Below are 25,521 nucleotides of genomic sequence, written 5' to 3'. Positions count from 1 at the left end.
GCGTGAATGTCAGGACACTTTTGCAACCGGGCATACCACCTGTTGCCTCTCTCTAGATAGCTCTTTTTTCTGTATAGGACACTACCTAATCTGATACTATCGGCGATGAACTTTTGAGGCACTGAGTCATGGCTAAATACGTGATGTGGGGCAGCTATTGTGAGGATGTGCTCGAAAAGCGTGCTCCCTTTCGAGCGGCGCATCTTCAGGGCTTGCAGCAGCAAAAAGACGACGGTCTGCTGGTAGCTTTAGGCCCAACCACTGACAACACCAAGGTGTTCGGCATTTACGAGGCTGAAAGCGAGTCTGCTGTGCGGCAGTTGGTAGAGGGCGACCCCTACTGGCAAAACGGCATTTGGACAGAGTACAAAATCTATGCCTGGAATCAGGTGTTCTAAACGTGCCAGAGGTTTTCAACTGGCCTCGGCTACATTGACGGTCGTTTCCCATTAAAATGACCTCGTTCGGGTTCATCGACCAGGGCAAAGTTCCCCATAAATGTCTCCAGTGAGGTGCCGTGGCTAAGTTAGCTCCTACCCAAGTCGAGCAGCTCCAAAGTATCGGGGCGCACCTACGCCAGGTGCGTCAAGAGCAGGGGCTGGCCATCGATATGCTGGCCAACCAAATTTTTATTCGCCCAGCCCTACTAAAAGCACTGGAGTCGGGGCATGATGCTGAGTTACCTGAGCCAGTATTTATTCAAGGATTTATTCGCCGCTATGCCGAAGCCTTGGGCCTTGATGGTCAAACCATCGCCCAAGAATTTCGGGTAACGCCAGTGAATGTGCTACCGACCCCAGAGCTGGTCGAGCGGGTCGACACGAACGGCACTGCGGCACCGAAACCGCCTAGTCCTAGTCCTAGCCCTCGTCCTCAGGTGAGCGATCGCACCCCTCCAGCTGCCTCTAGCCCAGCGGGACGATCATCGCTGCCGCTAGTGCTGAGCCTAGCCGCTCTGGCAGCAATTTTGGGGTTGGGGGCCTGGGGGCTGTTTGGCCGCAGCAACGGGCCATCCCAAGCCAACAACGACAATTCAGGGGCGGAGACAATTCCTGAAACCGCCAATACTGGCGCTGTAGCCCCGACCCCAGCAGAGACTACGACACCGGCGGAGGAACCGGCGGAGGCCGAAGATGAATCGAGTGCCCCTCTAGAAGCACCTGTGGTAGTCAGCGCTAATCTGAGCGATCGCTCCTGGCTGAGTGTAGTGGCCGACGGTGAGAACGTTTACGAAGGCGTTGCCGAAGAGGGCTTTGAAGAGACCTGGACAGCCGAAACCAGCCTGACATTGAGAACGGGTAACGCTGGGGGGGTAGAGCTGTCTGTCAATGGCGATCGCGCTGTTGTGATGGGTGCCTCTGGAGTAGTTAGAACTCTCACCGTGACCCCTGATTCGGGGGTAGAGAGCGTTGAGTCTCCCTAAGCTCGGCCATGATCCCAAGCTAGCGAAATCATGGGCTTACAATAGAAGCGATCGTCCTACTGCTCACCTGCCCAACCTATGACACCGCCCACCGAGCTTGAGAGCACCACCACCGAGACGGCCATCCTTAATGGTGACACCGCTGACCTCGACGAAGTGCCCTACGATGTCGAGATGTCGCTGTTTGACCACCTGGAAGAACTGCGGCAGCGCATTTTTTACAGCCTGATTGCCGTAGTGTTAGCTATCGTGGTCTGCTTCTGGCAGGTAAGGCCCATTGTCAGCCTGCTAGAGGTGCCGGCCCAAGGGGTGAAATTCTTGCAGCTGTCGCCAGGGGAGTACTTTTTTGTCTCCTTTAAGGTGGCGGGCTACAGCGGACTAGTAGCCGCCAGCCCATTTATCCTTTATCAGATAGTGCTGTTCGTGCTGCCGGGTCTGACTCGGCGGGAGCGTCGGCTAGTGGGGCCGCTGGTGCTGGGGTCGAGCGTATTATTTTTTGCCGGGCTGCTGTTTGCCTACGTAGCACTGATTCCGGCGGCGCTGAACTTCTTCATCAGCTATGGCGCCGATGTGGTCGAGCAGCTGTGGTCGATCGATCGCTACTTTGAGTTTGTGCTGCTGCTGCTGTTTAGCACTGGGTTGGCCTTTCAGATTCCAATTCTACAGATGCTGCTCGGGCTGCTCGGCATTGTCAACTCTAACCAAATGCTGAAAGGCTGGCGCTACGTCCTTTTGGGGGCAGCGGTGCTAGGGGCAGTGCTCACTCCTTCTACTGACCCAGTTACCCAAAGCCTGCTGGCGGGAGCGGTGCTGTTTCTCTACTTTGGCGGTATTGGGTTGGTGAAGGCGATCGGGCGATAGCGGTTAGGAATGGAGGGCTCAACGGTATAGGGTTTAGAGTCTAAGGCCAGTGGCCAATCCTTAAACGCTGAAACTTTTAGCCTCAAACCGTTTTAGCTCACTAAAGTCTAAGCTCTAGCTTTTAACCGATACCTTTTCCGCAAGCTTTCAGGTTAGGATCAAGCCGTCGCTACGGACTGACCTAATGTTTTTAGACGAGCTTACTCCCTTTGTGCAAGAGCTGACCGCTCACCCTGTGGCGTTTTTGGGTGGGCTAGCCTCAGGGCTGCTGCGGCTTAGTCTATCGGATGACCCTGTGAAAAGCTGGCTGCAGAATCAAGGGATTACACCTACAAGCGGAGATGGTGGTAGATGGGGAGGCAACGATCGCAACGGCGGTCCCCAAAGCATTTCAATTGATTAATTAGAAATAAATAATAGATGCACACTGAACTAGCGCTGGACTCGCCTTCCCTACTGAATTAGGTGCAAGGCGCGACTGTTAGGCCCAACTCTGCTGGGGCAACAGCTCTTCTGCCCAGCGATTGACTCGCTGAACTAGAGCTCGGAGTTGCTCGCTCGACTGACGGGCTGCCGCTGCTGTCAAGGCGCGGCGGTAGTCAGCGATCGCACAGTTCCAGTCACCGCGCAGGTGATAAGTACGGCCCCGCTCAGCATAGATAAACTCAGGCAGCTGGTGAAACATCAGCGCTTCGTCAAAGCAATCTAGGGCGCGATCGAGGTCGCCCATCTGCCGCAGGGTCGCTCCCATGTTGATACGGGCGCGGCCGTTAAAAGGGTTGAGATCAACGGCCTGTTCGTAGTCGTCAAGGGCGGCGGGCAGATCGCCGAGGGCTGCGTGGCACATGGCCCGATTATTGTAGGCCTGGTCGAGATCTGGGTTGAAATAGATGGCGCGATCGCAGTCGGCCAAAGCTGCGTAGGGGTTACCCAGCCACAATTGCACCAGACCCCGGTTGCTGTAGTACATGGCTCGCTGGGGATGGCGCTCAACTAGCTGATCTAGCAGGTGCAGCGCCTGAGAGTACTGCTGACGTTTGACCGCTGCCGCCGCTAGTCGGCTGAGGGTATCGTCGTCGGTGGTGTAAGACCCGGTCACCGAGTCGTGGGCCGTGGGCCGGGCCGCCGAGTCAACCGGGGGCAAGCCCGACGGTTGAAGGGGAAGCATGCAAACCAGAGGCTGTTGTGATCGGTAGATGTGCATGGTTTTAGTCCTGTTGTGTGCTCATAAACCGTTAAATCAATCTAGCGGGAGAGCAGAGGCTCAAAACCCCTAAGCTCGTGCCCTCAAAGCAGGAACTGTTTATAGAATCCCATCTTGGCTGACGGGTCCGGACGAACCTGTGGCAGTTGTCGAGCTGGCTAGGTCTAGCGGCGAAGGCCCACTGATAATCCAAACGAGATCTTCGCTGGCGCTATCTCTGTAATCCTGCCTGATGTTGCTATGGTCGCATCTCCCCCCTGGGGTCTAAACCGGAAAAAAACGGAGGTTAAACCCGCCTTTTGGCGGCTTAACCCCCGTTTAGGGTCATAACCTAAGGGAATATACCGAAAATCTACATGTAGTTTCTTGTGGTTAGGTGATGACTTTGTAACCGCCTGAGTATTTATTGGGCTTTCAGCAGCAGTGAAAGCGCTATTTACTCAGCCCGCTGCAGAGCCGAGATCTTGGGGTCAACAATTTTACGGCCCTGACCAGGAAAGTTGATCGCCAGGCAAATCTTGTTGCCTGCTCCAAATATGTGGGTTACTTCTCCGGCCCCGTAGGCTTTGTGCACCACCACATCCCCCACAGTCCAGTCTGACTCGTGGGCTCCGCTCCCCGGCTTGGCAGCGGCCTCGCTGCGATTGCGGGCTTCGCGGATGGGGGTGCTCCACTTTTGGGGCAGGCCCGTGGTGCTGTTCCCAGTGACGAGATCGAGGGGCAACTCGCCCAAAAATAGCGAAGGGCTAGCGGGTTCGCGACTGCCGTAGAGGCGACGGGCGCGGGCATGGGAGATGAACAGGCGCTCCTTGGCGCGGGTAATGCCCACGTAGCAGAGGCGACGCTCTTCTTCAGTGGCGGCGGGGTCTTCGAGGGAGCGATGGTTGGGGAAAAGGCCCTGCTCTAGGCCAACGAGAAACACCACGGGGAACTCCAACCCCTTTGAGGAGTGCAGGGTCATCAGCGACACCGCATTTTTGCCGTCTTTGTTGTCATCCATGTCGGAGGCCAGGGAGGCGTTAGACAAGAAGGCTAGCAGCGATGGGTCATCTACGTTTTCTTCTTCAAATTGCAGTGCGGCGTTGTAAAGCTCCTGCACGTTGCCAAAGCGATCGTCGGCTTCGTCAGTGCCTTCAGCCTTCAGAGCGGCCAGATAGCCACTGTCTTCGAGCACCCCCTGAATAATTTCAGAGCCCTTTTGGTCATCCATGTCCTGGCGATACTTTTTGATTAGGTCGGCAAATTCCAGCACGCCTTTGGCCGATCGCCCCGCCAGGGTCTTCACCGAAGTATCATCAGCCAGAATCTCCCACAGGGGAATACCGCCCAAGGTCTGAGTGGCTTGTTCTAGCTTGTCGATGGTGCCCTTGCCGACGCCGCGCCGGGGTACGTTGATTACCCGCTTGAGGCTGACGGTGTCGAAGGGGTTAGCGATCGCCCGCAAATACGCCAGCACATCTTTAATCTCGCGGCGATCGTAAAACCGCAGCCCGCCCACCACTTGGTAAGGAATACTGTAGCGGGTTAGCACTTCCTCAAAGGCGCGCGACTGGGCGTTGGTGCGGTAGAGGATAGCAAAATTGCCCCAGTTCAGCTCCGGGTGTTGGGTTTCAAGGTTGCGAATTTGACTGATCACAAAGTCAGCCTCGGCGGTTTCATCCTCGGCCCGGTAAACGTAGATACTCTCGCCCTCTCCCCGAGTGGCCCGCAGCACTTTGTCGATGCGCTCGGTGTTGTTTTCGATCAGGTGGTTGGCGACTTCGAGAATGTTGGAAGTGGAGCGGTAGTTTTCCTCCAGCTTGACCATGCTGCGGGTATCGTCGTCGGGCAAACCGTCGCCAAAGTCATCCTGGAAGTTCATCAGAATGGTGAAGTCGGCAGCGCGGAAAGAATAAATTGACTGGTCGGCGTCGCCCACCACAAACACCGAGCGATGATTCCAGTCTTTGTAAGCGGCGATCGACTCGCCGTTGGTGGCTAGCAGACGAATCAGCTCGTACTGGGTGCGGTTGGTGTCCTGGTATTCATCCACCAAAATGTGGCGAAAGCGCTTGTGCCAGTAAGCCAGCACCTGCTCGTTCTGCTGAAACAGGAAGACCGGCATGAGAATTAAATCGTCAAAATCGAGGGCGTTGTTCTCCGCCAGCGCCTTTTGGTAGTAGCGGTAGACATCGGCGATCACCCGGCCCCGATAGTTGGGCTGCTCTCTTTCGAGTTCGTCGGGGGTGAGCTTTTGGTTTTTAGCGTTGCTGATGGCAAAGCGCACCGATCGCGGGTTGAATTTTTTATCGTCCAGATTTAGGGTTTGGGTGACGATGGTTTTAACCAACCCTTGGGCATCGGATTCGTCAAAAATAGAGAAATTCTTCGTCCAGCGATACCCGGCGGAGTGCTGATACTTTTCAATATCGAACCGCAGAATGCGGGCGCACAGGGCATGGAACGTGCCAATCCACAGGTGCTTAGTGACGGTCTTATAGACCTGAGATCTCAGCTTGGTCTGCTCATACTGCGGCAAAGACGACAGAGCTTTGCCGTGGCGGGCCTGGGCATCCTGCTCGGCAAACAGCACCTCAATGCGCTCCTTCATTTCCTTGGCGGCCTTGTTGGTAAAGGTCACCGCCAGAATGTTGTCGGGGTCGGTTTTGTGAGTGAGAACCAGGTTGGCGATGCGATAGGTCAGCGCCCGGGTTTTACCCGAACCCGCCCCTGCCACCACCAGCAGCGGACCGCAATAATGCTCGACGGCCTGGCGTTGGGCGGGGTTGAGGGGAGCGAGAAAGTCAGTCATCGGTGGCCGAGGGTTTTTGCCTATTTAGTATGACACTGGCCGAGGTGAAACGATGGCCTCACCCCCTACTCTAGCTAGAGGTTCTCGCCGTTGAGGCCGCTACCTGGCGCAGCAGCAGCACTTGCCAATAGGGAATCGGAGCCAGCAGCACCGTGCCATGCCCTTCAAAAACGTTGACGAGAAATTCTCCAGAGGTCACAGAGCTCACTATAGATTTGGTGGCCTTTTCGATCCGGTAGCTGAGAGTACCGGTGCGGGCGATCGCAAAGCTACCGTCTACCACCAGACGCTCCCCTCGCAGCTCAACGGTTTCCACGGGGCCTTGGGCCACCATCACTACCTGACCACGGCCCTTGACCTTGGTTTGAAACAGCCCTTCGCCGCCCACCATACCGCTCAACAACTTATTGCGCTCAATGGCAATCTCGACGCTGCCTTCGCTGGCCCAATAGGCACCCCGATCCAAAATCCATTCCTCACCCGACAGATCTAACGTGTGATACCCAGACAGCGATGGCGCTAAATATAGCTCCCCTGTGCCGGTGTAGGTAGGACGAAAAATATTTTCCCCGGTCGCCAAAGACTTCAGAAAACCACCTGCTGAAGGGGTTTGAGTCTGCATAGCAATAGCACCTCGCATGTAGTGCAGGGCACCTGATTCAGTGCGCACAGTTTCGTCATTTAAGATGATTTTGACTAACCGTGTCCCTTCTCGCTCAATAATTTCGAAGTTGGCCATAGGGACCTCTGAAGCAACGCCAAAACAGACGAGGGCAATCAGCAATTCAACTCGACGAAGCGGCAGCCACCGACTTTAGCCATCTTAGCTTTGTCAGCGATTGGCGGGCGATCGCCCCATGACTGAATCGCTGGTCGGCATTTTCTCCAATAGCTTCAGGGGTACAAAGTCGCACCCTGCTAGCAGCGGCGGGGGTCACACTATCGTCACAGAGCTGTCATCTCACCGTCATGATTGCCCCCTAGGGTGTCAACCCATGGGCACCAAAGTAGTGCCTGGTGTAAATCTCCCCGGCGAGGTTTGCGACTGACGATATTGCGAGGATCATCGCTCATGAAACCTTCCACACTGTTTAAAGGTCTTCTGGCTGCCACCCTGCTGCTAGGTGTTCCGGCCGCTGCCGTAGCCCAGGAGCAAGAAGCACCAGCGCCAGCACCGGCTCAGGCTGCCCCAGCAGAGGTATCTGAGACCCAAATCGACCGTTTTGTCAGCGCCTATCAGGCAATTCAAACCATTCAACAGGCGGTGCAAGCTGACCTGGTTGCCGCTGTCGAGGCCCAGGGACTAACGGTGGATGACTATAATGCGATCGCTGAATCGCAGCAGTCTCCTGAAGCGGCTGCCGAAGTTCCGCCAGAGCAGGCTGAGCAGTTTGCGGCTGCGGCTGAACAGGTTGCCACCCTGCGCGAGGGCGCTCGAACTGAAATGCAGGCCGCCATTGAGGCTGAATCGCTGAGCATTGAAGAGTTTGAGCAGATTATGGCTCAGGCCCAGGCAGATCCCGCTCTGCAACAAGTGATTGTCGAGCGACTGGCTGAGTAGTCATCAGTAGGTAATCCAGCGCCTCAACTGTTCTAAGGCCAGGGTCCTGGAGACTAAGAGCCTAGATTTTAGATCAAAGCCCTCCTTCAACACGAATTGAAGGAGGGCTTTGACATGTCAAATCGCTAAGCGCTGACGGCTGTTTTTTAAGGACAGGTGATTGGCGTTACGTTATTGCCTAGGCCATTGGTACCAGTGCGGGCAATCCAGCCAGTACTGCCGTTATAAATAGTCACCTGCATCCAGCGGCGACCGTCTGTGGAGGTTTGCTGGGTCGGTGGGTTAGCGCTGGCGATTACGGTGTCGCCGACGTTGTAGCCAGCAACGGCGCTAGAGCCGGCTGTGGGGCTAGACCTAACCACCATTTCACGATCGGCCCTAAAGCAGGCCTTGGTAGCAGGAATCGGAGTGCTACCGCAGGCGGTCAGAACGCTGGCGTTAATCCAGCCTACGGGCTGTGCCGAAGACAGAGTGCCGCTTCTCAGAAAAACCTGGGCTCGCCCTGGGGAAGTTGCCCCGGTCAAGCTCACCTGGGTGCCCGCCTGTAGAGTGCCAATGCGGGTTGCGATCGGACCTAAAGTGGAGTTGTCAAAAACTTCGGTGGCTCGGTTGAGCTGACGACAGCCTCGAATCAGGGCTGGATTTTCGGTTAGAGCCCGACTCTCCTGAGCGAGGGCCGGGGCTACGGACAGTGACCCCGCAGATAGTAGCGCGATCGCTCCGAAGGAAAATTTCCGCAACACGTTTGATGGCATGGGCAATCCTGATCCCTTCATATATAGCTTTTTAAGGTCGAATTTCAGGGTTCACCTGGCCATCCTACCATCCGCAAAATTAATCCTCGCGGTGGCTTTCACGAAGCTTATCGCGGGAGTTTTTAGGCAGCTTTGCGCCTCGATGGGTTAAGGGATCCTCCCCAAAGCATGCTCCAGACATTGGGCTATGCGGGCTTAGCGGCATAGCGAAGGCTACAGGTCTTTGACCATCGCGCGGTAAAGCAGGCAGACGTGGGAGAATGAACACCCTGTGCGCAAATGGTAACAACAGTATGACGGCGGCAATGCCCTATTCTTCTGAGGTAATTGAGTCAGCGATGCAGGCAGGGGAGCTGACCTTTGCCCTCCCCGACCCCACCGACGAAAAAATCTCTGACTACGAGTTTAACCAGCAGATGGAGGCGGCCTGGCAGGTGTGCGATCGCTTCGACCTGCAAACCGACATCTGGCGAGGAAGAATTTTGCGGACAGTGCGCGATCGCGAAAAGAAGGGCGGCGACGGGCGCGGCACCGGCTTTCTCAACTGGCTTAAGGATCGCGAAATCACCAAAAGCCACGCCTATAACCTGATCGAACTTGCTGAAAGCGCCGACCAGCTGCTCGACGCGGGCATGCTTACCCCCAAAGAGGTCAACCAGTTCAGCAAACGCGCCTTTGTCGAAACCGCCAAATCTGCCCCCGAAGTGCAGCAGCTAGTCAGCGACTCCGCCCGTAAAGGCGACCACATCACCCGCCGCGAGGTGCGTCAGGTGGCCAACGAATGGGCCGCCATGACCTCCGACCTGATTCCCGAAACCCTGCGGGAAAAGGCCGCCAACAACACCATCCCCACCCGCTACATTGCCCCCTTAGTGAAGGAGATGGAGAAGCTGCCCTCTGTGCACCAGAGCACCCTCAAAACCGAGGTGGAGCTAAACCCTGATTTGGACACCCTCAAACAGGTCACTGCCGAGGCTCGCTACCTGTCAAAGTATCTGGCCTCCGCCAATCAGGTACAGCTACTTGAAGCCAGCGGCATTGATTTAGAACTGGCCCTCGAAGAAGCCCTGCGGGTAGGCTGCCTCAACTCCGCCGCCGACATGGTGGCCCAGGCGGCCCAGATCGAACAAACCGCCGTCAAGCTCTACACCGTTTGGAAGCGCCTCAACCAATTGGCAGAACGGGTGTTTGTCGACAGCGGCGAAAGCACCCCCAACCTGCGCGCCCTGCTCACCGCCCTCGGCCCCGTCACCAGCGAAACTGTCCAAGTGCGCTTGGGTGAAATCGACAGCGTCACCTCCCAAACCATCCGCTGGCGGCTAATGGTCGAAGAGGATTAGACAGTCATCAGCTCAGGCCGTCTTGAGCCTCAATTCAAAAACTCATCTGGGATGACAAATCTGTCTCTTAGTATCCCTCTCCACAAGTGGGCACTTCCCCCGAACCAGCCCTGGTCATGCCCAAGAGAATGAGCCCGTTGCGCTAGGGTGTAGCCAGGACTGAGCTTGAAACTGTTCTCGATGCCTTTTGTCAAACGCTTTATCTACATTCGTCAAGCCGTTGGTTTTGTCGCTGTGGCCCTGGCGCTGGTTGGTTGCGAGCCTACCGATTTAGAACAACTGGTCGAACGCATTCCTCCAGTTACTCGCATTGGGCGAGAGCCGCCTGCAGAGCCAGACGCGACAGGAGCCCAGTCATCGGCTGTCACCGAGATGGAAACCCTGGTCTATGAGCGCATCAATGAGATTCGACAGCAGGAGGGCCTCAATCCTCTACAGCCCAACGGGCCATTGGCCCAGGTAGCGCGCCAGTACAGCCAGCGCATGGCTGTCGAAAACTTTTTTGGCCACGTTAGCCCCACAGGGGATGCCCCGGCTCAGCGGGTATCAGAGGCAAACATTCTCTACGCCATGGTGGGCGAAAATTTGTTTACCAGCACCAATGCCCCCGACCCTGCCCCTCTAGCCGTGCAGGGCTGGATGGATAGCCCAGGGCACCGAGAAAATGTCCTGCGATCGGGCTTTACTGAAACGGGGGTAGGCGTCTGGCAAAGGGGTAGCACCTATTATTTCACCCAGTTGTTTATACGCCCCTTGTGAGTAAGCAGGAGAGCGGCCCTAGTGGTTTCCTTGCGATTCGACTAGAGCCATCAGCATCACTTCCCACACCAAGCGGGGCTGCACGAAGCGGCGCAGGTGGCCCTTGGCGGCTTCAAGTTTTGGTAGCCATTCGGGGCTGGCGGCTGGGTAGCTTTGCCAGTACCAGTTGAGCAGGTAATCAAGCAACCAGAGCTGCGATTCGGTGTCGAGAGTTTTGGCTACTTGGCGACCCTGTTCTAGGGCTTCGCGCAGACTGCGGGGGGGCTGGTGCAGGGCGTTGAGCAGGTCAGCAGGAATGGTTTGAAGCTGTTGATAGGCAGCGATCGCACTCCCTGGGCTCCCCTGGGCCATCGCCAAAATTTGCGGTTGCCCTAGCACCTCAGCTTGCCCTACCCGGTGGAGCACCGTTGCCATATCGGTCGCGTTTAGCCGCTGAAAGGGAACCGTCTGACAGCGTGACACCAAGGTAGGCAACAGCGATTGTGGACCAGGGGCCAGCAAAATAATCGTTGCCTGACCGGGCTCTTCCAAGGTTTTCAGCAGGGCGTTGGCCGCCCCCTCGGCCATAGTTTCAGCCGCCTCAACCACGACTACGGCGCGGGGTGCTTCCAAGGGCGGACGGCTCAAGAATTGGGCGATCTGACGCACCTGCTCTAGGCGGGTTTGAGGCGGGCTTTTGCGGGCGATCCCCTCCTCAGCCGCATGGGAAGCCGCAATGAGCTTGCCCTGGTGTAAATAGGTCGGTTCGACCCACAACAGGTCGGGGTGGTTGCGCTGGGCAATGCGTCGCTCCAGGGCGGCTGGCGGTGCCCCAGAGGGCGGGGCAAACAAAATTTCGGCAAAGTGCTCCGCCGCTAGCCGCCGTCCGATTCCGTGGGGGCCAGCAAACAGGTAGGCGGGAGCCACTCGCCGCTGCTCCACTGCGCGACAGAGCAGAGCAACAGCGGTGTCTTGGCCCACTAAGCCGTCAAACTGGGGGCGTACCACTGCTGCAAATGTCCTTCTACAACGGCAAAAATTTCGGCGGCGACGGCATCGACTGTCCCCATCGCATCGATCGCCACAATCCGTTCTGAATGCCGTGCCGCCAGGGCCTCAAAGCCCACCTGCACCCGCTGATGAAACCCCAGATCGGCCTGCTCCATGCGATCGGCGGCCCCTCGCTGGCGAGTGCGGGCCAGCCCCGTAGCGGCATCAAGCTTGAGCCACAGGGTGAGGTCGGGCACCAGCCCCCCAGTGGCCACCTGGTTGAGCTGGTCAATCAGCCTCAGGTCGAGGCCGCGCCCATAACCCTGGTAGGCCACGGTGGAGTCGGTGTAGCGATCGCACAGCACCCAGCAGCCCTGCGCCAAAGCCGGCTTCATCAACTCTTCAACATGCTGGGCGCGATCGGCGGCGTAGAGCAGCAGCTCAGCCCGACTAGCCATCGCCGCCCCGCCCTGATCGCCCAGCAACAGCTGGCGCAGACCCAAACCCAACTCTGTGCCCCCCGGCTCGCGAGTGGCGAGAATTCGGGGAATCAGCCCCTGCTGCTGAAGCTGCTGGAGGCGATCGCTTTTCCCTAGAGCGCTATGCAGGAGCTTTAGCTGAGTCGATTTGCCACAGCCCTCCACCCCTTCAAATACCAGCAGCTTACCCGGCATAGTTCGTCCAATATCGCCTCTCAAGCTTACAGACAAGGGGGCCATAGCCCAGACCCCCAGCAAGCTATGGTATACACTAAGATACAAACCGGACTAGTGCATACTAAGGTCAAGGGTGCAGCTCAGTGTGGGCTTGTCAGAACATGCCCGCCACGACCATGCGCTAACTTGTAGTTATGATGGTCTCATCGAGGACGCCTATGGCCCGGTATACCAACACACTTCCTATCTCAGCAACCACCGCTCGGCTGCGCGATGCAATTGTTAGCTCGCTGCAAGCCTTCGGGCTCAATATGGTCTACGAAACCAGCGACTATCTAATGGCCAAAGAACAGCCAGGACAGGTTTCCCTGGCTCAGCTCACCACCATTGAGGTGCTGATCAGTCCACCTACCGTAGCTGCTGACGCAGCCTCGGTGAACCTAGTTGTCAGCAATCAAGAACTGCCCCTGCGCCACAATAATCACTGTGAGCAGGTGTTCAGCGCCGTTAACCAGGCTATTGTTGCCTTGGTCTAAGACCCAGGCCTTCAAACCCACCAGGCGATGGGCTAGATCTCGGTATCATCATCTAGACTATCCGACTCCTCATCGCCCTCTTCAACCATGTTGGGGCTAATGAGGGTGATATCAAACTCGTCGGGGGGCAGAGTCGACTGGCTATCGCGCTTGAGCTGGTAGTAGATAGCGCGAGCTTGGGGCCCAAACACAATCTCATCTTCATTTTTGAGGTCGTGGGCCTGGAGCTTGCGTCCGTTGATCAGCATTCCATTGGCGCTGGGTTTGCCCTTTAGGTTGCCGTCAACTATGCGGTAGTAAAACGTGTCATCGTCCTTCGGCAGTTGCACCAAGGTGGCGTGGTGCCGCGACACAAACTGCGACGACAGGCGAATGTCGCACTTAGGATCTCGCCCAATGGAATATACCGACCCATCCAAGACAATTTCTCGGCGGCCTTTGCTATCTTCAACAATGAGAATATTACTGAGTTTGGTGTGGAGTGGCATGCGCTGTCACTAGCAAAAACGGAGCTCAGAATCGGTTGAGAATGAAACGACGACCTTAATCACCAGGGAAACGTAGAGCATATCGCGTTTAACCCACCCCATCGCCGCGATCGCTCCTGTGAGCCAGTTTTAACCACCGCAGATATAGCCCAAACTTAAGCTCACTTACGCCAGCTTACCTTTAGCCAGGAGGGGCATAGCCATGGGGGTGCGCCCAACGGTTGCTCTATATTACCCCCTAGTTGCCTTGCCTGAATGGTAGCAGAATCTTTCTTAGGCGATGAATGTGGGCTGCATTCAGCAAAAATGTTTGACTTTTCGCTCCGATTAACGAAGCCAAGCGGCAGCTTAGAGACTGAATGTTGGGGAAAGCCCTAGTCGGCAGAGTCCACCTCAAGTTCTTCCCAGGGGTTAGAGTTAACGTTGCGCAGACGCTTGAGCATCCAGTCAAAGCGAATGTTTCCCATAGAGAGCATATCGCCCATCTCGTCGAGCCCGGCATCATCGGGGTTAGCCACAGGACGCCAGTGTTCACCCTGCAAATGCTTGACGGTGCTGCGCAGGCGGCTAGAGAGCAAGATGGCCAAAGCTCGATAAAAGCGCGAGGCAAACCACATATCTTGCTGGAGCTTGTGGCGCAGCTGACTACAGGAAATAGCCAACACAATGCCAGGTTCGAGGGCCGTCACCGTTGCAGAAGGCGGTTGACCGTCAACAAACGACATTTCGCCGACCACTTCACCAGTTGCCAGCTGGGCAATGGACTGGTCGCCCATGGCTGCCACCGAAACCTCCAAGCTACCGTTTAGAATGAGGAAAATATCGTCGCAGGCGGCACCCTCACTAATCAACACCTCTCCCGGTTGCAGTTCTCGACGCTGACCAGCATCAATCAGCCAGTCAACGTCTTCGTCTTCTAAAACCCCAAGAATAAATACCACACGCTTCATGGCTGCGGCCCTACATCACAATACCCGAACCGCCCATGGCGGTAATAACAGCACCCAATTGGCTTGCACTTTTAGAGACAGAGGCTAGCCAAGGGCATTGCCGTATTGCTACCTGATGTCAACCCGTGCCAGTTTTTAACATAACCTACGATGGGATGTGAGGAACATTTCTCTAGTATCGGCGTTCTGCAACAGTTTTCACCACCGGCCGAAGGAGTGAGACCCAGTCCTTCGCGCTGCCGGATATCGCCTGTTTTCTACCCTAATTTCCCATGACTACTGTTATATCAGAGACGGTTACGGCAGCCTCCGATCGCACCGACGACGTGGCTGTACGAGCCTATTTTTTGGGCCAAAGTATTGATTTAGGTGCCCTAGCCAAACCTAGCGGTCCAGCACTGGTGCCGTCTTCGCCGCTGATGGTGCCCGTTGGAGAGGGCGGTCAGGGGGTGCTGTTTAGCTACGGCGCCGTGGTGCTGTTTGGCCTTTCTGCCGACGCAGAACAGGCTTTTATTACCAGCCTCAGGCCCCACATTGCCAACCCTATCGACCACCCTGAAACCGAAGCTGCCACTATTCGCTTGGCCCCTAACAGCAGTGGCAAAGTGCAGGATGGACTGATTTTTTTGTCGTCCCTTGATGGGTTGCGCCTGCACTTGGTGGCCGATGTGATGGCTAAAAGCGTGGTGCTAGCCTATTACGAGATCGGTGCGGCGGCTGTGTTTGACCGCATTGAGCCCTACGCCGTGGAGCTGCAACATCAGCACCGCCCGAGTGTTCAGGGCGACCAGTTGCTCAAGCAGATTGGCCAAACGCTGATGATTCAGCACAAAATTGTGGGTCGAGTCGAAATCATCGATAAGCCTGAGCTGCTGTGGGAATACCCCGAGCTCGACTCTCTCTACCACCGCCTGGAAGACGAGTACGAAATTCGCGATCGCCACTCGGCCCTAGAGCGCAAGCTCGACCTGGTCAGTCGCACTACCGAAACCGTGCTCGACCTTCAGCGGCACCAAACCGGTCTGCGGCTGGAGTGGTATGTGGTGCTGCTGATTGTGGTAGAAGTGCTGCTGTCGCTCTATGAACTATTTGTCCGCCCCCACTGAGGTACCCGATGGGACAGTCTATTGTCGTGAATCAAGCCGAGTTTGAGCAAGCGGTGCTGCAACCCTCGTTTGAGCAGCCGGTGCTGGTCGATTTTTTTGCCACCTGGTGCGGCCCCTGCCAGATGCTCAAACCGATGCTCGAAAAGCTGGCCCAGGAATATGACTTCACCTTGGCCAAAGTCGATATTGACGCCAACCCCGAGCTGGCTAAAGCCTTTAAGGTTGAAGGGGTGCCCGATGTGCGCATTGTCAGCCAAGGGCAGGTGCAGGAGGGGTTTGTGGGGGTGCTGCCTGAGCCGCAGCTACGGGAGTTGTTGTCCAGTCTAGGTCTGCAATCCTCTCTGGAGCAAGATCTAGCGGCCTTTGAAGCTGCCCAGGCCAGCGGCGACAAAACAGAGATTTATCCAGCTCTGGCCACGCTGCTGACTCGCTATCCCAACAACGGTCAGATTTTGCTCAAGGCGGCCCAAGTATATCTGGTGCAGGGGGATGATGCCCTAGCCAGCCAGTATCTGGATTTGATTGATCCGAGCGATCGCGCCACCGCCGACCAAGCCGATGGCATTCGGAGCCTGCTCACCCTGCGCCAATCCTTAACCGACCTGGGAGACTCTGATCTAGATGTCGCCTATGGGGCCGCTGGCCAGGCAGCGTTAAAGGGCGATTTTGCCGCTGCCCTGGAGGGCTTTTTGGGGGTGGTGGAGCGCGATCGAACCTACCGCAGTGACGCCGGTCGCAAGGCCATGCTCACCGTTTTCAAACTGCTGGGCGACAGCGACCCGCTCACCCTCACCTACCGCAAGCGCCTGATGCAAGCCCTTTACTGAACCAACCCTTTACTTAGGAAAGTTTGAAGAATATGAGGCCAAAAGCGTTTGGTTAAAGCCACGACAGTTATTGTAGAGACAGTTCCCTAAGCTGATTTTTTAGCACTTTGGCCAACGCTACCTAATCGGTAAACCCTTATGTCTCTCCTGGCACGCTGGCTTCAGTTTTTGCGCTTTCTCGAAGGGCTGTTGGAGTTCTTAGACTTTCTCACTACCCCCCTGGGATTGGTAGCTAGCGTTGGGCTAGGCCTCTACAGCCTGCTGGTGTTCTTCGGCACCGATGCCTCAGCCGCCGCTACCCTAGCCGGGTCAGTCGCCTTGGGCCTTAGCTGCCTAATCACCCGTCCCGACTTCTAAACCCTGCGTTCTTGCTTCTCCTAAGAAAACGGCTGGTCTGTGGGCTTGCCTAAGCGACAAGCGATGCCGTTCTACCGTTCCCACTCGCCTCAGGGATATGCCCACGGCTCCCTTACTCCTTATCGAGCATGCCGCGCTACGCTCTCTACAGGTCTTGAACCCAAGGCATGCCCACCTCATCTTCCCCACTCCTGTTATCTCCCCACCTCCATGCTCCCCGCCGCCGAGGCCGAAGCCAAAATTCTCGATCTAGTGCCGCTCCCAACCGAGGTAGAGCAGGTTTCCCTGGATGCCTGCCTAGGCCGTGTTTTAGCCAAAGCTATCCCTAGCCCGCTCGATTTTCCCCATTGGGATAATTCAGCCATGGATGGTTATGCCGTGCGCTATGAAGATGTGCAGGGAGCTACTGCTGAGCAGCCCAAGGTGCTGACGCTGACAGAGACGATTCCAGCAGGGCGATCGCCTCAGCTCCCCGTCGGCCCGGGCCAAGCCGCACGCATTCTCACGGGCTCCATGCTGCCCGATGGCGCCGACACCATCGTGATTCAAGAGGTCACCCAGCGCCAGGGCGATAGTGTTTTGGTGCTAGAAACCCCAGAGCCGCAGCAGTTTGTGCGCCACCGGGCTAGCTTTTGCCGGACGGGCGAGGCGCTCATGGCCCCAGGCCTCTCCATTGGCGGGCCAGAGCTGGCGGTGCTGGCCTCGGCCCAGTGTCTTCAGGTGCCGGTGTTTCCTCAGCCTCGGGTAGCGATTCTCTCCACAGGCGATGAGCTGGTGATGCCTGATGTGCCGCTTCAGCCGGGGCAAATTGTGGACTCTAACCAGTACGCGCTGGCAGCGTTGGTGCGGCAGGCAGGGGCGATTCCGCTGAGCCTAGGCATTGTGTCCGACCAGCCCCAAGCGTTGAAGGCAGCGATTCAGTCAGCGCTGGCCCAGGCAGATGTAATTGTGTCGTCTGGTGGCGTTTCCGTTGGTGACTACGACTATGTGGATGAGATTTTGGCGGAGTTGGGAGCGACGCTGCATATTTGCTCGGTGGCAGTAAAGCCCGGTAAGCCCCTAACGGTAGCAACCTTTCCAGCGGAGGGGGGAACTGCGCCGCTGTACTTTGGCCTGCCGGGAAACCCAGTGTCTGCCCTGGTGACCTTTTGGCGATTTGTGGCCCCGGCGCTGCGGAAGCGATCAGGCCTGGCTACAGGTTGGGAGCCGACATTTGTGCCCGCTACGACTCGCGATGCGCTCAAGGCGGGTGGCCAGCGAGAAACCTATCTGTGGGGCAAGCTTGAAACGACTGCCCAGGGCTATAGGTTTTCGTTGGCGGGTGGTGGCCATAACTCTGGTAATTTAATCAACCTGGCGGGAACGAACGCTCTAGCGGTAGTGCCAGTGGGGACGAAGCTGATCTCTGCTGAAGCAATGGTGCCGGTGATGGTGGTGAGTTCATAGCAGATCGGTCCCCTCAACTTCGCTTAGGAGCCGATACTCGCAGGCTTAGTCTGGCTTTTTCTGGGCAATCGTCGCACAGGCATACTCCATTGCCGCAGAATTCAAAGGGTCGGGGTCAACGGGCATCCAGCGATCGCTGCCCACAGGGCCATTAAACTCGACATCGCGAAAGCGGTGGCGATCGCAGTCATATTCAGTTAAATAATCAGTGCGCTGGGGCTGTCCAGATCGGCGATCGACATAGTAGCTGCCCACCCGCACATGTCCCCAGTCCAGAGGCTCTATAGAATCGATGTCGACAAACTGCTGCTGCTGGCCTTGGCCGGTTTCAGCTACTGAGTACCAAGTAGTCGCTAGGGCGCTGTCAGGGTAGATAGCCCAGTTAAGAGAGCAACCTAGAACAAGCGCCATCAGGCTGACCATCCACTGTGCTAGCCGCCAAGGCCAAGGAACAAGCTGAAAAAATTGGGGGCGTTGTTTCACGGTGGACGATCCGGAAGTATTGTGGGCTCAAGTTCAGGCAGCAATGCGGCAAACGGCAAAACGACGCAGCGTTTTAATCCTGTTTTCGATTAGGCCACATAAATGAGTTTAGGTGTGAGCTTCCTTAACCAGTCCATTGCCCTCCCGCTATTCAGTGCTGCACCCTGGTGGTTAGGTTGTGATCAAAGGGTGGGGAAAAACAGCGATCGGTAAGCCCCAATCAGTACGTCACCCCAGAACACCGTGATCACAGCACCGATCGCTAAAAATGGGCCAAAGGGCATCGGCTGACGGCGGCTGATGAGTTTGAGGGCGATCGCACCTCCCCCCACCGCCGCCCCTACTACACAGGCCAAAAATCCGCTGAGCAACACTCCCTGCCAGCCCAGCCACGCTCCCAGCATAGCTGCCAGTTTTGCATCGCCGCCCCCCATGGCCGTTTGTCCTAATGCTGCTGAGGCAAATAGGGTGATCAGGTCAAACAGCCAAATGCCCAAGACCGCCCCTAGGATTCCTCCCAAGAGGCTTTGCATAGGGCTGGGCCACGATTCACCCTGTAATAGCGGCAGGGCAAACTTCACCGCCAACCCCAATCCCAATCCCGACTGAGTGAGCGCATTTGGCAGCATCAGAGTGTCGATATCAATAAACGCCAGCGCCACTAGCCAACTCAGAAATAGCCAATAGCCCACCGTGAGCCAAGTGGGGCCAAACAGCCAGAACGTCGCTAAAAACAGCGCTCCTGTAAACGCCTCAATCAGCGGGTAGCGAGGAGAAATAGACGTACGGCAGTAGCGACAGCGCCCTTTGAGCCAGAGCCAGCCTAGCACCGGCACGTTGTCGTAGGGTTTGAGCTGGGTATGACACTTAGGACAGCGAGACGGCGGGTGCAGCAGCGATAACCCCGCTGGTACCCGATAGATCACCACATTGAGAAAGCTGCCCACGGCGGCACCAAACAGAAAAACCAGGGCAGAGGTGATGAGGGCATCCATAGTGGGGGCGACAAAAGAATGTTAAATCGGCGGGGGAAGGAGAAAGGCTTTGGGGGGTGGGGAGTGAATGAGTAAAGAGTTAGATGGATAAGGGGCTACGGGACCCACAGATGGTTATCCCAATTTATGGGTAAAACGGATAGGTTCAGAATGCCCAGGATGAGTTAGATGGATAGCTGGCCGGACGATCTGCTTATGGCAAGGCTTTGCCAACGTGCCTAAAATCAAGGGCAACCCATCTTTCCTAATCTTATGTCTCCCGACGCCACGCCCTTTTCCTCAGAAACCCAGGCCATCCACAGCGGCAGAAACATTGACTCTGCCACCGGAGCCCTAACAGCACCGATTCATCTCTCCACCACTTTTGAGCGAGATGGCGATGGCAGCTATCCCAAGGGCTATGTCTACGGCCGCAGCGGCAACCCTAACCGCGACGCCCTCGAAACAGCCTTAACCACCCTGGAGAAGGGGGCAGAAACAGCCACCTTTGCCTCTGGGTCAACCGCCACCTTTAGCCTGCTGCAAGCCCTCGGCCCGGCCGATCACGTGATAGCACCTCAAAGCGTCTACTTTGGCGTGCAGCAAATGCTGAGCCAAATTTTTGCCCCGTGGGGCTTGAGCTACACCCTGGTGGATACAACAGACTTAGCGGCAGTAGCCGAAGCCCTGCGCCCCAACACCCGCCTGTTGCTAATCGAGACCCCCTCAAATCCACAACTGGCCGTCACTGACATTCAAGCGGTTGCTGACCTAGCACACCAAGCCAATGCTTACCTGGCTTGCGACAACACCATTGCCTCCCCAGTACTGCAAACTCCGCTCACCCTGGGGGCCGACTTCGTGATTCATGCTACTACTAAGTATCTGGCGGGCCATGGGGATGTAATTGGCGGCGCGGTGGTCACCCGCGAATCCAATCCACTGTTTGATCAGTTACGGCTGGTGCAAACCATCGGCGGCGTGGTGCCGTCTCCCTTCGACTGCTGGCTGACGCTGCGCGGTCTACAAACCTTGCCCCTTCGAGTACGTGCCCAAGCACAGGCGGCCCAAAGCATTGCCACCTGGCTATCCCAACATCCCACCATTGAGCAGGTACTTTACCCCGGACTGCCCGAACATCCGGGCCACGAGGTCGCGCAGAAACAAATGCAGGGCTATGGTGGCCTACTCTCATTCCTAGTAAAAGGCGATCATGACAGAGCTATGGAAGTCGCCGCCAAAACCAACCTGATCGCTCGTGCCACTAGCTTTGGCAGCCCCCACAGTGCGATCGAACACCGCGCCTCAATTGAGCAAGGCACTCAAACCGCGCCTAACCTGCTGCGACTCTCCGTTGGTCTAGAGCACGTAGACGATCTAATCGCCGATTTAGAGCAAGCCCTAAGCCAATAATTCAATCCTGTTGATTTCCCTAAATTTTTCGGAAAAACGGCGCTGCTCCTAACCCATTGCCTAGTCCCTTCATTTTCTTGATCTCTCCATTCCCTCATCTTCTCGCGCTCCTGCCGTAGGGAAAGGTCTTCGCCGATCCTCAGTCTTGGGTTGCAAACCCGGAGCTTGAGAGCCTTGGGGAGTATAAGGCTCCCAAGCATCGCAACGTTATGAAGGTAGCGGTGGTCTGTTGTGCCCATCTTGGAGCCCAGTCTGCGAAATTTCGCAGACTGAGGCGATCGCCCTGCTCGCCGTGGCTTGACGCGGCGTTTTCTGCCCGCTGCTAACCACCCCCAACAGCAACACCCTGCCTCTATAAGCTGGGATTAACGCATAAGCAAAATTAAGGCAAGAATTTGTTGCAATATCGTTACATTGCTGTTACATTAGTTTACATAAAGAAACATTCAGCACCCCAGGAGGGCCTCGCAATGTTCACCACTACCCAACTCGACAACGGCATTCTCAACAACTACGCCGTAGAGCCCGAAGTGTATTTCGCGTCCTATCCTTCGCCTGAACAGCAAAAGGGCTACGCGCTGCAAGCCGCGATCGCCACTCTCTTCGTAGCTGGTCTAATGCTGGTCACCCTGGCAGTCAGCTAATTTCGCTCAGTTTCGCAGGAAGTTTTTAAGAGTCTTTGGAGGAGAAGCGCTATGTTTGCACCGATGGTTCTGCTCGTTCGCAACATCATGGGAACCCCGAATTTTAACAAGCTGCGGGGACAGGCGATTGCGCTTCACTCCAGAACTATTACACACTTCTGCAACCGCTTTGGCATCGATAGCAAAGAGCGCCAGGCTCTAATTCGCAAAGCCAAAGCCAATGGCCAATGGCTCGGTTTTCTAGCCTAAATGATATCGATTTAGCTTATTAAGTCGCTGAGATCAAAAACCCCTAGCTCCGGCTAGGGGTTTTTTGTTGATGAGTATTAGACAGGTTGGGGATAGATAGGCTTGAAATGAGGTGCGATCGCCAGTTGCACTATGCACGAAACAATATCTTCCCCAACGGGCAGTAGCTTTATGAAGCTTGCTGACTAGCCCATTGCTCTTGTAACTTAGCCATCCAGGCCTTAGTTCCAAAACAACCGCCTAACAAACCTGAAACAGAAAAATCAGCATCAAGCCTTTTCCAGTGCAGCCCTTCTCCAGAAGGGGTTATCTCAACCGCTGCCAAACTCTCAGCCGATGCTCCAGCTAACCCCTGAGCAATGTCAGGCGAGAAGCTAAATACTGCACCACTGTTTAGTCGAATCATGATCAGGTGATTTACAACATCGTAAGAGGCAGCTATCGCTCTAGGTTCTGTAGCGCTAGCTTGGTTAGCAGCTGCTACGGCCCGCTGATACTGCTCTAGAAACTGAGCATCATCTAGATCAACCATGCATCTCTACCCAACGCTTCAAAAGTTCGGTCTGATATTCCAGCACGATCGCTAGCGCCTGCCTAGCCTCTTTACTGCTCATATTGTAGGCCACCAGCACTGTAGGCTGAGTCAGCGGATCTCCCAGATTGAGTTTGGCCTCTCCATCGCCCTTGAACGCATGAACGTGGGCAGGGATGTGATCATCAAAATACATCCGAAAGTCAAAGCCATCTTTTCTCAATACCGTTGGCATAAAGCCTTACACCCGGGCAGATTCCACGATAGTAGTGCTACGACCCTAAATAGCAAAACTCCCCGGACAGAGCGCCGAGGAGTTTTGAAGAGTTTACCTAACTGACCCAACCTAGCCGAATCGGCTTGACGTTGAAGCTATCAGGAAGGCCGCGTAGGTGAGGATGTAGCCCACCGTGAAGTGAGCCAGACCCACAACTCGACCCTGAATGATGGACATGGCAACGGGCTTGTCCTTCCAGCGAACCAGGTTCGCCAGGGGAGTGCGCTCGTGGGCCCAGACAAGAGTTTCAATCAGCTCTTGCCAGTAGCCCCGCCAGGAGATCAAGAACATGAAGCCGGTAGCCCAAACCAGGTGCCCAAAGAGGAACATCCAGGCCCAGACGGCTAGGTTATTCATGCCGTAGGGGTTGTAGCCGTTGATGAGCTGAGAGCTGTTGAGCCACAGGTAGTCGCGCAGCCAGCCCATCAGATAGTTGGACGACTCATTAAACTGAGCCACGTTACCCGACCAGATAGCGAGATGCTTCCAGTGCCAGTAGAAGGTCACCCAACCAAGGGTATTCAGCATCCAGAACATCGCCAGGTAGAACGAATCCCACGCGGAGATGTCGCAGGTGCCGCCACGGCCAGGGCCATCGCAGGGGAAGCTGTAGCCGAAGTCTTTCTTATCGGGCATCAGCTTCGAACCGCGGGCATCCAGCGCACCCTTGACCAAGATCAGGGTGGTGGTGTGCAGGCCGAGGGCGATCGCGTGGTGAACCAAGAAGTCGCCAGGGCCAATGGTCAGAAACAGCGAGTTCTTGTTGCTGTTGATGGCATCAAACCAGCCAGGCAGGTAAACAGCATTGGCGGTTTGAGTCACGCTGTCAGGGTTCGACAGCAGCGTGTCGAAACCGTAGAGCAGCTTACCAGAGCAGGCTTGCACCCACTGGGCAAACACAGGCTCAACCAGAATCTGCTTTTCGGGGGTGCCAAAGGCTACCACCACGTCGTTGTGCACGTACAGACCCAAGGTGTGGAAACCCAGGAACAGTGACACCCAGCTCAGGTGCGAGATGATCGCTTCCTTGTGCTCCAGCACGCGGTACAGCACGTTGTTCTGGTTGGCTTTGGGGTCGTAGTCGCGCACCAAGAAGATCGCGCCGTGGGCAAAGGCCCCCACCATGATGAATCCAGCGATGTACTGGTGGTGGGTATAGAGCGCTGCCTGAGTAGTGTACTCCTGAGCCATGAAGGCGTAGGGGGGCAGCGCATACATGTGCTGCGCCACCAGGGAGGTGATCACACCGAGGGAAGCTAGGTGAAACGCTAGCTGGAAGTGCAGCGAGTTGTTATAGGTGTCGTAAAGACCCTTGTGTCCTTCACCCAAACCGCCACCGGGTGGTTTGTGAGCATTCAAGATTTCCTTGATGCTGTGGCCAATACCGAAGTTGGTGCGGTACATGTGCCCGGCGATGATGAAGATCACCGCGATCGCCAGGTGGTGGTGGGCCATATCCGTCAGCCAGAGAGACTCGGTCTGAGGATGGAAGCCGCCTAGGAAGGTCAGAATCGCAGAACCAGACCCAGTCGCTGTACCAAAGATATGGCTAGAGGTGTCGGGGTTCTGGGCATAGACTCCCCAGTTGCCGGTAAAGAAAGGCATCAAGCCTTCGGGGTGGGGCTTCATCGAGAGGAAGTTTTCCCAACCAACGTGGACACCGCGAGATTCGGGGATAGCCACGTGTACCAGGTGACCGGTCCAGGCCAGCGAGCTGACGCCAAACAGACCAGCCAGGTGGTGGTTGAGGCGAGACTCAGCGTTTTTGAACCAGGACAAACTGGGGCGAAACTTCGGCTGAAGGTGCAGCCAGCCTGCGAACAGGAAGACCGCCGACAGAATCAGCAGAAAGACAGCGCCACTGTACAGATCGGTGTTGGTGCGCATACCGATGGTGTACCACCAGTGGTACACCCCAGAAAACGCGATGTTCACCGGAGTCGAAGACCCAGCCTGAGAGAAGGCATCTACCGCAGGCTGACCAAAGTGAGGATCCCAAATCGCGTGGGCGATCGGTTTGATGTTGAGCGGATCTTTGATCCACTGTTCAAAGTTGCCTTGCCAGGCGACATGGAACAGGTTGCCCGAAGTCCACAGAAAGATGATTGCCAAGTGGCCAAAGTGGGAGGCGAAGATCTTTTGGTAAAGATTCTCCTCCGTCATGCCATCGTGGCTTTCAAAGTCGTGGGCTGTGGCAATCCCGTACCAGAGCCGACGCGTGGTCGGATCTTGGGCCAGGTCCTGGCTAAATTTTGGGAATTTAGTTGCCATGAATCAAAACGGATTCTAGTACGACATTTGAGTCATGAGTGCGGTATGTAGGGGCGCAGGGCCTGCGCCCCCAGGAGATTCCATGACGAGAAACCTAGCCCACCGCGATAATTCGAGCCAGGAAGAAGGCCCAGGTAGTAGCGATACCTCCGAGGAGGTAGTGAGCCACACCCACAGCCCGACCCTGAGTGATGCTCAGAGCGCGAGGCTGAATAGAAGGCGCTACCTTCAGCTTGCTGTGAGCCCACACGATGGACTCAATCAGCTCTTGCCAGTAGCCACGGCCACTGAACAAGAACATCAGGCTAAAGGCCCACACAAAGTGAGCACCCAAGAACAGCAGACCGTAGGCCGACAGCGCCGAACCGTAGGAGCCGATCACCTGGGAGGCCTGAGCCCACAGGAAGTCGCGCAGCCAGCCGTTGATGGTGATGGCGCTAGCCGCAAAGTTGCCACCAGTGATATGACTTACCGTGCCATCAGGGCTCACCGTGCCCCAGATGTCAGACTGCATCTTCCAGCTGAAGTGGAAAATCACAATCGAGATCGAGTTGTACATCCAGAACAGGCCCAGGAACACGTGGTCCCAACCGGAAACCTGACAGGTGCCACCCCGACCCGGACCGTCGCAGGGGAACCGGAAGCCCAG

General features: G+C 56.2%; 28 protein-coding genes and 2 pseudogenes. 16 read left to right on the top strand and 14 right to left on the bottom strand.

Annotation, left to right across the window (positions count from 1 at the left end; all coding sequences use genetic code 11):
* Positions 1–128 precede the first annotated feature (128 nt).
* From NC979_RS07410 to NC979_RS07395, 5 genes and pseudogenes are all read left to right on the top strand, one after another.
* Positions 129–398 (top strand): YciI family protein, encoded by a 270-nt coding sequence (locus NC979_RS07410; RefSeq protein WP_190514517.1) that lies wholly within the window; start codon positions 129–131, stop codon positions 396–398.
* 119 nt (positions 399–517) lie between these two features.
* A pseudogene (locus NC979_RS25310) lies at positions 518–739 on the top strand (helix-turn-helix domain-containing protein); the annotation flags it as partial.
* A 39-nt stretch (positions 740–778) separates the two neighbouring features.
* Positions 779–1,423: a DUF4115 domain-containing protein gene (locus NC979_RS07405; RefSeq protein ID WP_431191050.1), complete on the top strand. Its 645-nt coding sequence runs from the start codon at positions 779–781 to the stop codon at positions 1,421–1,423.
* 78 nt (positions 1,424–1,501) lie between these two features.
* A complete protein-coding gene (gene tatC, locus NC979_RS07400; RefSeq protein ID WP_190514515.1) occupies positions 1,502–2,284 on the top strand; it encodes a twin-arginine translocase subunit TatC in 783 nt (260 codons plus the stop codon).
* Between the two features lie 184 nt (positions 2,285–2,468).
* On the top strand, positions 2,469–2,687 hold the full coding sequence (locus tag NC979_RS07395; RefSeq protein WP_190514514.1) for a ssl0294 family protein: 219 nt from the start codon (positions 2,469–2,471) through the stop codon (positions 2,685–2,687).
* A 78-nt stretch (positions 2,688–2,765) separates the two neighbouring features.
* Here NC979_RS07395 and NC979_RS07390 read toward each other — a convergent pair whose 3' ends face one another.
* The 3 genes from NC979_RS07390 to NC979_RS07380 form a co-directional block, all read right to left on the bottom strand.
* Positions 2,766–3,452 carry a tetratricopeptide repeat protein gene (locus NC979_RS07390; protein WP_190514513.1) on the bottom strand — a complete coding sequence of 229 codons (687 nt, stop codon included), beginning with the start codon at positions 3,450–3,452 and terminating at the stop codon, positions 2,766–2,768.
* Between the two features lie 472 nt (positions 3,453–3,924).
* A complete protein-coding gene (gene pcrA, locus NC979_RS07385) occupies positions 3,925–6,279 on the bottom strand; it encodes a DNA helicase PcrA (RefSeq protein ID WP_190514512.1) in 2,355 nt (784 codons plus the stop codon).
* A 70-nt stretch (positions 6,280–6,349) separates the two neighbouring features.
* Positions 6,350–7,018: an AIM24 family protein gene (locus NC979_RS07380; protein WP_190514511.1), complete on the bottom strand. Its 669-nt coding sequence runs from the start codon at positions 7,016–7,018 to the stop codon at positions 6,350–6,352.
* A 333-nt stretch (positions 7,019–7,351) separates the two neighbouring features.
* Between NC979_RS07380 and NC979_RS07375 the strand changes: the two genes are divergently transcribed.
* Positions 7,352–7,840 carry a DUF4168 domain-containing protein gene (locus NC979_RS07375; RefSeq protein ID WP_190514510.1) on the top strand — a complete coding sequence of 163 codons (489 nt, stop codon included), beginning with the start codon at positions 7,352–7,354 and terminating at the stop codon, positions 7,838–7,840.
* Between the two features lie 146 nt (positions 7,841–7,986).
* On the opposite strand, the gene NC979_RS07370 is transcribed toward NC979_RS07375, so the two are convergent.
* Entirely contained in the window at positions 7,987–8,595 is a 609-nt protein-coding gene (locus NC979_RS07370) for an SH3 domain-containing protein (protein WP_190514509.1), read from the bottom strand.
* A gap of 305 nt (positions 8,596–8,900) precedes the next feature.
* Here NC979_RS07370 and NC979_RS07365 point away from each other — a divergent pair, with 305 nt between their 5' ends.
* A complete protein-coding gene (locus tag NC979_RS07365; RefSeq protein WP_242023775.1) occupies positions 8,901–9,935 on the top strand; it encodes a hypothetical protein in 1,035 nt (344 codons plus the stop codon).
* Between the two features lie 180 nt (positions 9,936–10,115).
* Positions 10,116–10,694 carry a CAP domain-containing protein gene (locus tag NC979_RS07360; protein ID WP_190514508.1) on the top strand — a complete coding sequence of 193 codons (579 nt, stop codon included), beginning with the start codon at positions 10,116–10,118 and terminating at the stop codon, positions 10,692–10,694.
* Positions 10,695–10,712: 18 nt separating this feature from the next.
* Here the strand turns inward: NC979_RS07360 and NC979_RS07355 are convergent, their stop codons facing one another.
* Together NC979_RS07355 and tmk are read right to left on the bottom strand one after the other, a co-directional pair.
* On the bottom strand, positions 10,713–11,681 hold the full coding sequence (locus NC979_RS07355; protein WP_347403876.1) for a DNA polymerase III subunit delta': 969 nt from the start codon (positions 11,679–11,681) through the stop codon (positions 10,713–10,715).
* Complete coding sequence (gene tmk, locus NC979_RS07350; protein ID WP_431191034.1) at positions 11,654–12,382, bottom strand: dTMP kinase; 729 nt, start codon at positions 12,380–12,382, stop codon at positions 11,654–11,656. The genes NC979_RS07355 and tmk overlap by 28 nt, the downstream gene beginning before the upstream one ends.
* Positions 12,383–12,537: 155 nt before the next feature.
* On the opposite strand from tmk, the gene NC979_RS07345 reads away from it, so the two are divergent.
* Entirely contained in the window at positions 12,538–12,855 is a 318-nt protein-coding gene (locus NC979_RS07345; RefSeq protein ID WP_242021497.1) for a hypothetical protein, read from the top strand.
* A 32-nt stretch (positions 12,856–12,887) separates the two neighbouring features.
* On the opposite strand, the gene NC979_RS07340 is transcribed toward NC979_RS07345, so the two are convergent.
* Positions 12,888–13,343, bottom strand: coding sequence for an FHA domain-containing protein (locus NC979_RS07340; protein WP_073606707.1), 456 nt, complete (start codon positions 13,341–13,343; stop codon positions 12,888–12,890).
* A gap of 374 nt (positions 13,344–13,717) precedes the next feature.
* Positions 13,718–14,293, bottom strand: coding sequence for a cyclic nucleotide-binding domain-containing protein (locus tag NC979_RS07335; protein WP_190514507.1), 576 nt, complete (start codon positions 14,291–14,293; stop codon positions 13,718–13,720).
* 272 nt (positions 14,294–14,565) lie between these two features.
* On the opposite strand from NC979_RS07335, the gene NC979_RS07330 reads away from it, so the two are divergent.
* From NC979_RS07330 to NC979_RS07315, 4 genes are all read left to right on the top strand, one after another.
* Entirely contained in the window at positions 14,566–15,399 is an 834-nt protein-coding gene (locus NC979_RS07330) for an RMD1 family protein (RefSeq protein ID WP_190514506.1), read from the top strand.
* An 8-nt stretch (positions 15,400–15,407) separates the two neighbouring features.
* On the top strand, positions 15,408–16,226 hold the full coding sequence (locus NC979_RS07325; RefSeq protein WP_190514505.1) for a tetratricopeptide repeat protein: 819 nt from the start codon (positions 15,408–15,410) through the stop codon (positions 16,224–16,226).
* A gap of 138 nt (positions 16,227–16,364) precedes the next feature.
* Complete coding sequence (locus tag NC979_RS07320; RefSeq protein ID WP_190514504.1) at positions 16,365–16,583, top strand: hypothetical protein; 219 nt, start codon at positions 16,365–16,367, stop codon at positions 16,581–16,583.
* Between the two features lie 210 nt (positions 16,584–16,793).
* Positions 16,794–18,029 carry a molybdopterin molybdotransferase MoeA gene (locus NC979_RS07315; protein WP_190514503.1) on the top strand — a complete coding sequence of 412 codons (1,236 nt, stop codon included), beginning with the start codon at positions 16,794–16,796 and terminating at the stop codon, positions 18,027–18,029.
* A 45-nt stretch (positions 18,030–18,074) separates the two neighbouring features.
* On the opposite strand, the gene NC979_RS07310 is transcribed toward NC979_RS07315, so the two are convergent.
* Positions 18,075–18,512 (bottom strand): hypothetical protein, encoded by a 438-nt coding sequence (locus NC979_RS07310; RefSeq protein WP_206755230.1) that lies wholly within the window; start codon positions 18,510–18,512, stop codon positions 18,075–18,077.
* 182 nt (positions 18,513–18,694) lie between these two features.
* Positions 18,695–19,507: a prepilin peptidase gene (locus NC979_RS07305; RefSeq protein ID WP_190514501.1), complete on the bottom strand. Its 813-nt coding sequence runs from the start codon at positions 19,505–19,507 to the stop codon at positions 18,695–18,697.
* 252 nt (positions 19,508–19,759) lie between these two features.
* Between NC979_RS07305 and NC979_RS07300 the strand changes: the two genes are divergently transcribed.
* From NC979_RS07300 to pgr5, 3 genes are all read left to right on the top strand, one after another.
* Complete coding sequence (locus tag NC979_RS07300; RefSeq protein WP_190514500.1) at positions 19,760–20,899, top strand: trans-sulfuration enzyme family protein; 1,140 nt, start codon at positions 19,760–19,762, stop codon at positions 20,897–20,899.
* A gap of 470 nt (positions 20,900–21,369) precedes the next feature.
* Entirely contained in the window at positions 21,370–21,543 is a 174-nt protein-coding gene (psb34, locus tag NC979_RS07295; protein WP_190514499.1) for a photosystem II assembly protein Psb34, read from the top strand.
* Between the two features lie 51 nt (positions 21,544–21,594).
* On the top strand, positions 21,595–21,792 hold the full coding sequence (pgr5, locus tag NC979_RS07290) for a cyclic electron transport protein PGR5 (protein ID WP_190514498.1): 198 nt from the start codon (positions 21,595–21,597) through the stop codon (positions 21,790–21,792).
* Between the two features lie 169 nt (positions 21,793–21,961).
* On the opposite strand, the gene NC979_RS07285 is transcribed toward pgr5, so the two are convergent.
* The 4 genes and pseudogenes from NC979_RS07285 to psaA all read right to left on the bottom strand — a co-directional run.
* Positions 21,962–22,324 (bottom strand): DUF2442 domain-containing protein, encoded by a 363-nt coding sequence (locus NC979_RS07285; RefSeq protein ID WP_190514497.1) that lies wholly within the window; start codon positions 22,322–22,324, stop codon positions 21,962–21,964.
* Entirely contained in the window at positions 22,317–22,559 is a 243-nt protein-coding gene (locus NC979_RS07280; protein ID WP_190514496.1) for a DUF4160 domain-containing protein, read from the bottom strand. Before NC979_RS07280 ends, NC979_RS07285 begins: the two co-directional genes overlap by 8 nt.
* 111 nt (positions 22,560–22,670) lie before the next feature.
* Complete coding sequence (gene psaB, locus NC979_RS07275; protein WP_190514495.1) at positions 22,671–24,872, bottom strand: photosystem I core protein PsaB; 2,202 nt, start codon at positions 24,870–24,872, stop codon at positions 22,671–22,673.
* Between the two features lie 94 nt (positions 24,873–24,966).
* Positions 24,967–25,521 (bottom strand): annotated as a pseudogene (gene psaA, locus NC979_RS07270) (photosystem I core protein PsaA); the annotation flags it as partial.

It is taken from the genome of Leptolyngbya subtilissima AS-A7 (assembly GCF_039962255.1).
In the GTDB taxonomy this organism is placed as follows: domain Bacteria; phylum Cyanobacteriota; class Cyanobacteriia; order Phormidesmidales; family Phormidesmidaceae; genus Nodosilinea.
The sequence above is the reverse complement of the archived record's forward strand: the minus strand, read 5'-3'. Positions and strand labels throughout refer to the sequence as shown.

Coding starts and splice junctions, on each gene's coding strand:
- NC979_RS07380 (WP_190514511.1), bottom strand. CDS start 7,018: ATGGCCAACTTCGAAATTATTGAGCGAGAAGGGACACGGTTAGTCAAA.
- NC979_RS07285 (WP_190514497.1), bottom strand. CDS start 22,324: ATGGTTGATCTAGATGATGCTCAGTTTCTAGAGCAGTATCAGCGGGCC.
- NC979_RS07335 (WP_190514507.1), bottom strand. CDS start 14,293: ATGAAGCGTGTGGTATTTATTCTTGGGGTTTTAGAAGACGAAGACGTT.
- NC979_RS07305 (WP_190514501.1), bottom strand. CDS start 19,507: ATGGATGCCCTCATCACCTCTGCCCTGGTTTTTCTGTTTGGTGCCGCC.
- NC979_RS07375 (WP_190514510.1), top strand. CDS start 7,352: ATGAAACCTTCCACACTGTTTAAAGGTCTTCTGGCTGCCACCCTGCTG.
- NC979_RS07330 (WP_190514506.1), top strand. CDS start 14,566: ATGACTACTGTTATATCAGAGACGGTTACGGCAGCCTCCGATCGCACC.
- psaB (WP_190514495.1), bottom strand. CDS start 24,872: ATGGCAACTAAATTCCCAAAATTTAGCCAGGACCTGGCCCAAGATCCG.
- NC979_RS07340 (WP_073606707.1), bottom strand. CDS start 13,343: ATGCCACTCCACACCAAACTCAGTAATATTCTCATTGTTGAAGATAGC.
- NC979_RS07345 (WP_242021497.1), top strand. CDS start 12,538: ATGGCCCGGTATACCAACACACTTCCTATCTCAGCAACCACCGCTCGG.
- NC979_RS07300 (WP_190514500.1), top strand. CDS start 19,760: ATGTCTCCCGACGCCACGCCCTTTTCCTCAGAAACCCAGGCCATCCAC.
- tmk (WP_431191034.1), bottom strand. CDS start 12,382: ATGGCCCCCTTGTCTGTAAGCTTGAGAGGCGATATTGGACGAACTATG.
- pgr5 (WP_190514498.1), top strand. CDS start 21,595: ATGTTTGCACCGATGGTTCTGCTCGTTCGCAACATCATGGGAACCCCG.
- NC979_RS07365 (WP_242023775.1), top strand. CDS start 8,901: ATGCCCTATTCTTCTGAGGTAATTGAGTCAGCGATGCAGGCAGGGGAG.
- NC979_RS07280 (WP_190514496.1), bottom strand. CDS start 22,559: ATGCCAACGGTATTGAGAAAAGATGGCTTTGACTTTCGGATGTATTTT.
- NC979_RS07410 (WP_190514517.1), top strand. CDS start 129: ATGGCTAAATACGTGATGTGGGGCAGCTATTGTGAGGATGTGCTCGAA.
- tatC (WP_190514515.1), top strand. CDS start 1,502: ATGACACCGCCCACCGAGCTTGAGAGCACCACCACCGAGACGGCCATC.
- NC979_RS07370 (WP_190514509.1), bottom strand. CDS start 8,595: ATGCCATCAAACGTGTTGCGGAAATTTTCCTTCGGAGCGATCGCGCTA.
- pcrA (WP_190514512.1), bottom strand. CDS start 6,279: ATGACTGACTTTCTCGCTCCCCTCAACCCCGCCCAACGCCAGGCCGTC.
- NC979_RS07360 (WP_190514508.1), top strand. CDS start 10,116: ATGCCTTTTGTCAAACGCTTTATCTACATTCGTCAAGCCGTTGGTTTT.
- NC979_RS07315 (WP_190514503.1), top strand. CDS start 16,794: ATGCTCCCCGCCGCCGAGGCCGAAGCCAAAATTCTCGATCTAGTGCCG.
- NC979_RS07320 (WP_190514504.1), top strand. CDS start 16,365: ATGTCTCTCCTGGCACGCTGGCTTCAGTTTTTGCGCTTTCTCGAAGGG.
- psb34 (WP_190514499.1), top strand. CDS start 21,370: ATGTTCACCACTACCCAACTCGACAACGGCATTCTCAACAACTACGCC.
- NC979_RS07395 (WP_190514514.1), top strand. CDS start 2,469: ATGTTTTTAGACGAGCTTACTCCCTTTGTGCAAGAGCTGACCGCTCAC.
- NC979_RS07325 (WP_190514505.1), top strand. CDS start 15,408: ATGGGACAGTCTATTGTCGTGAATCAAGCCGAGTTTGAGCAAGCGGTG.
- NC979_RS07390 (WP_190514513.1), bottom strand. CDS start 3,452: ATGCTTCCCCTTCAACCGTCGGGCTTGCCCCCGGTTGACTCGGCGGCC.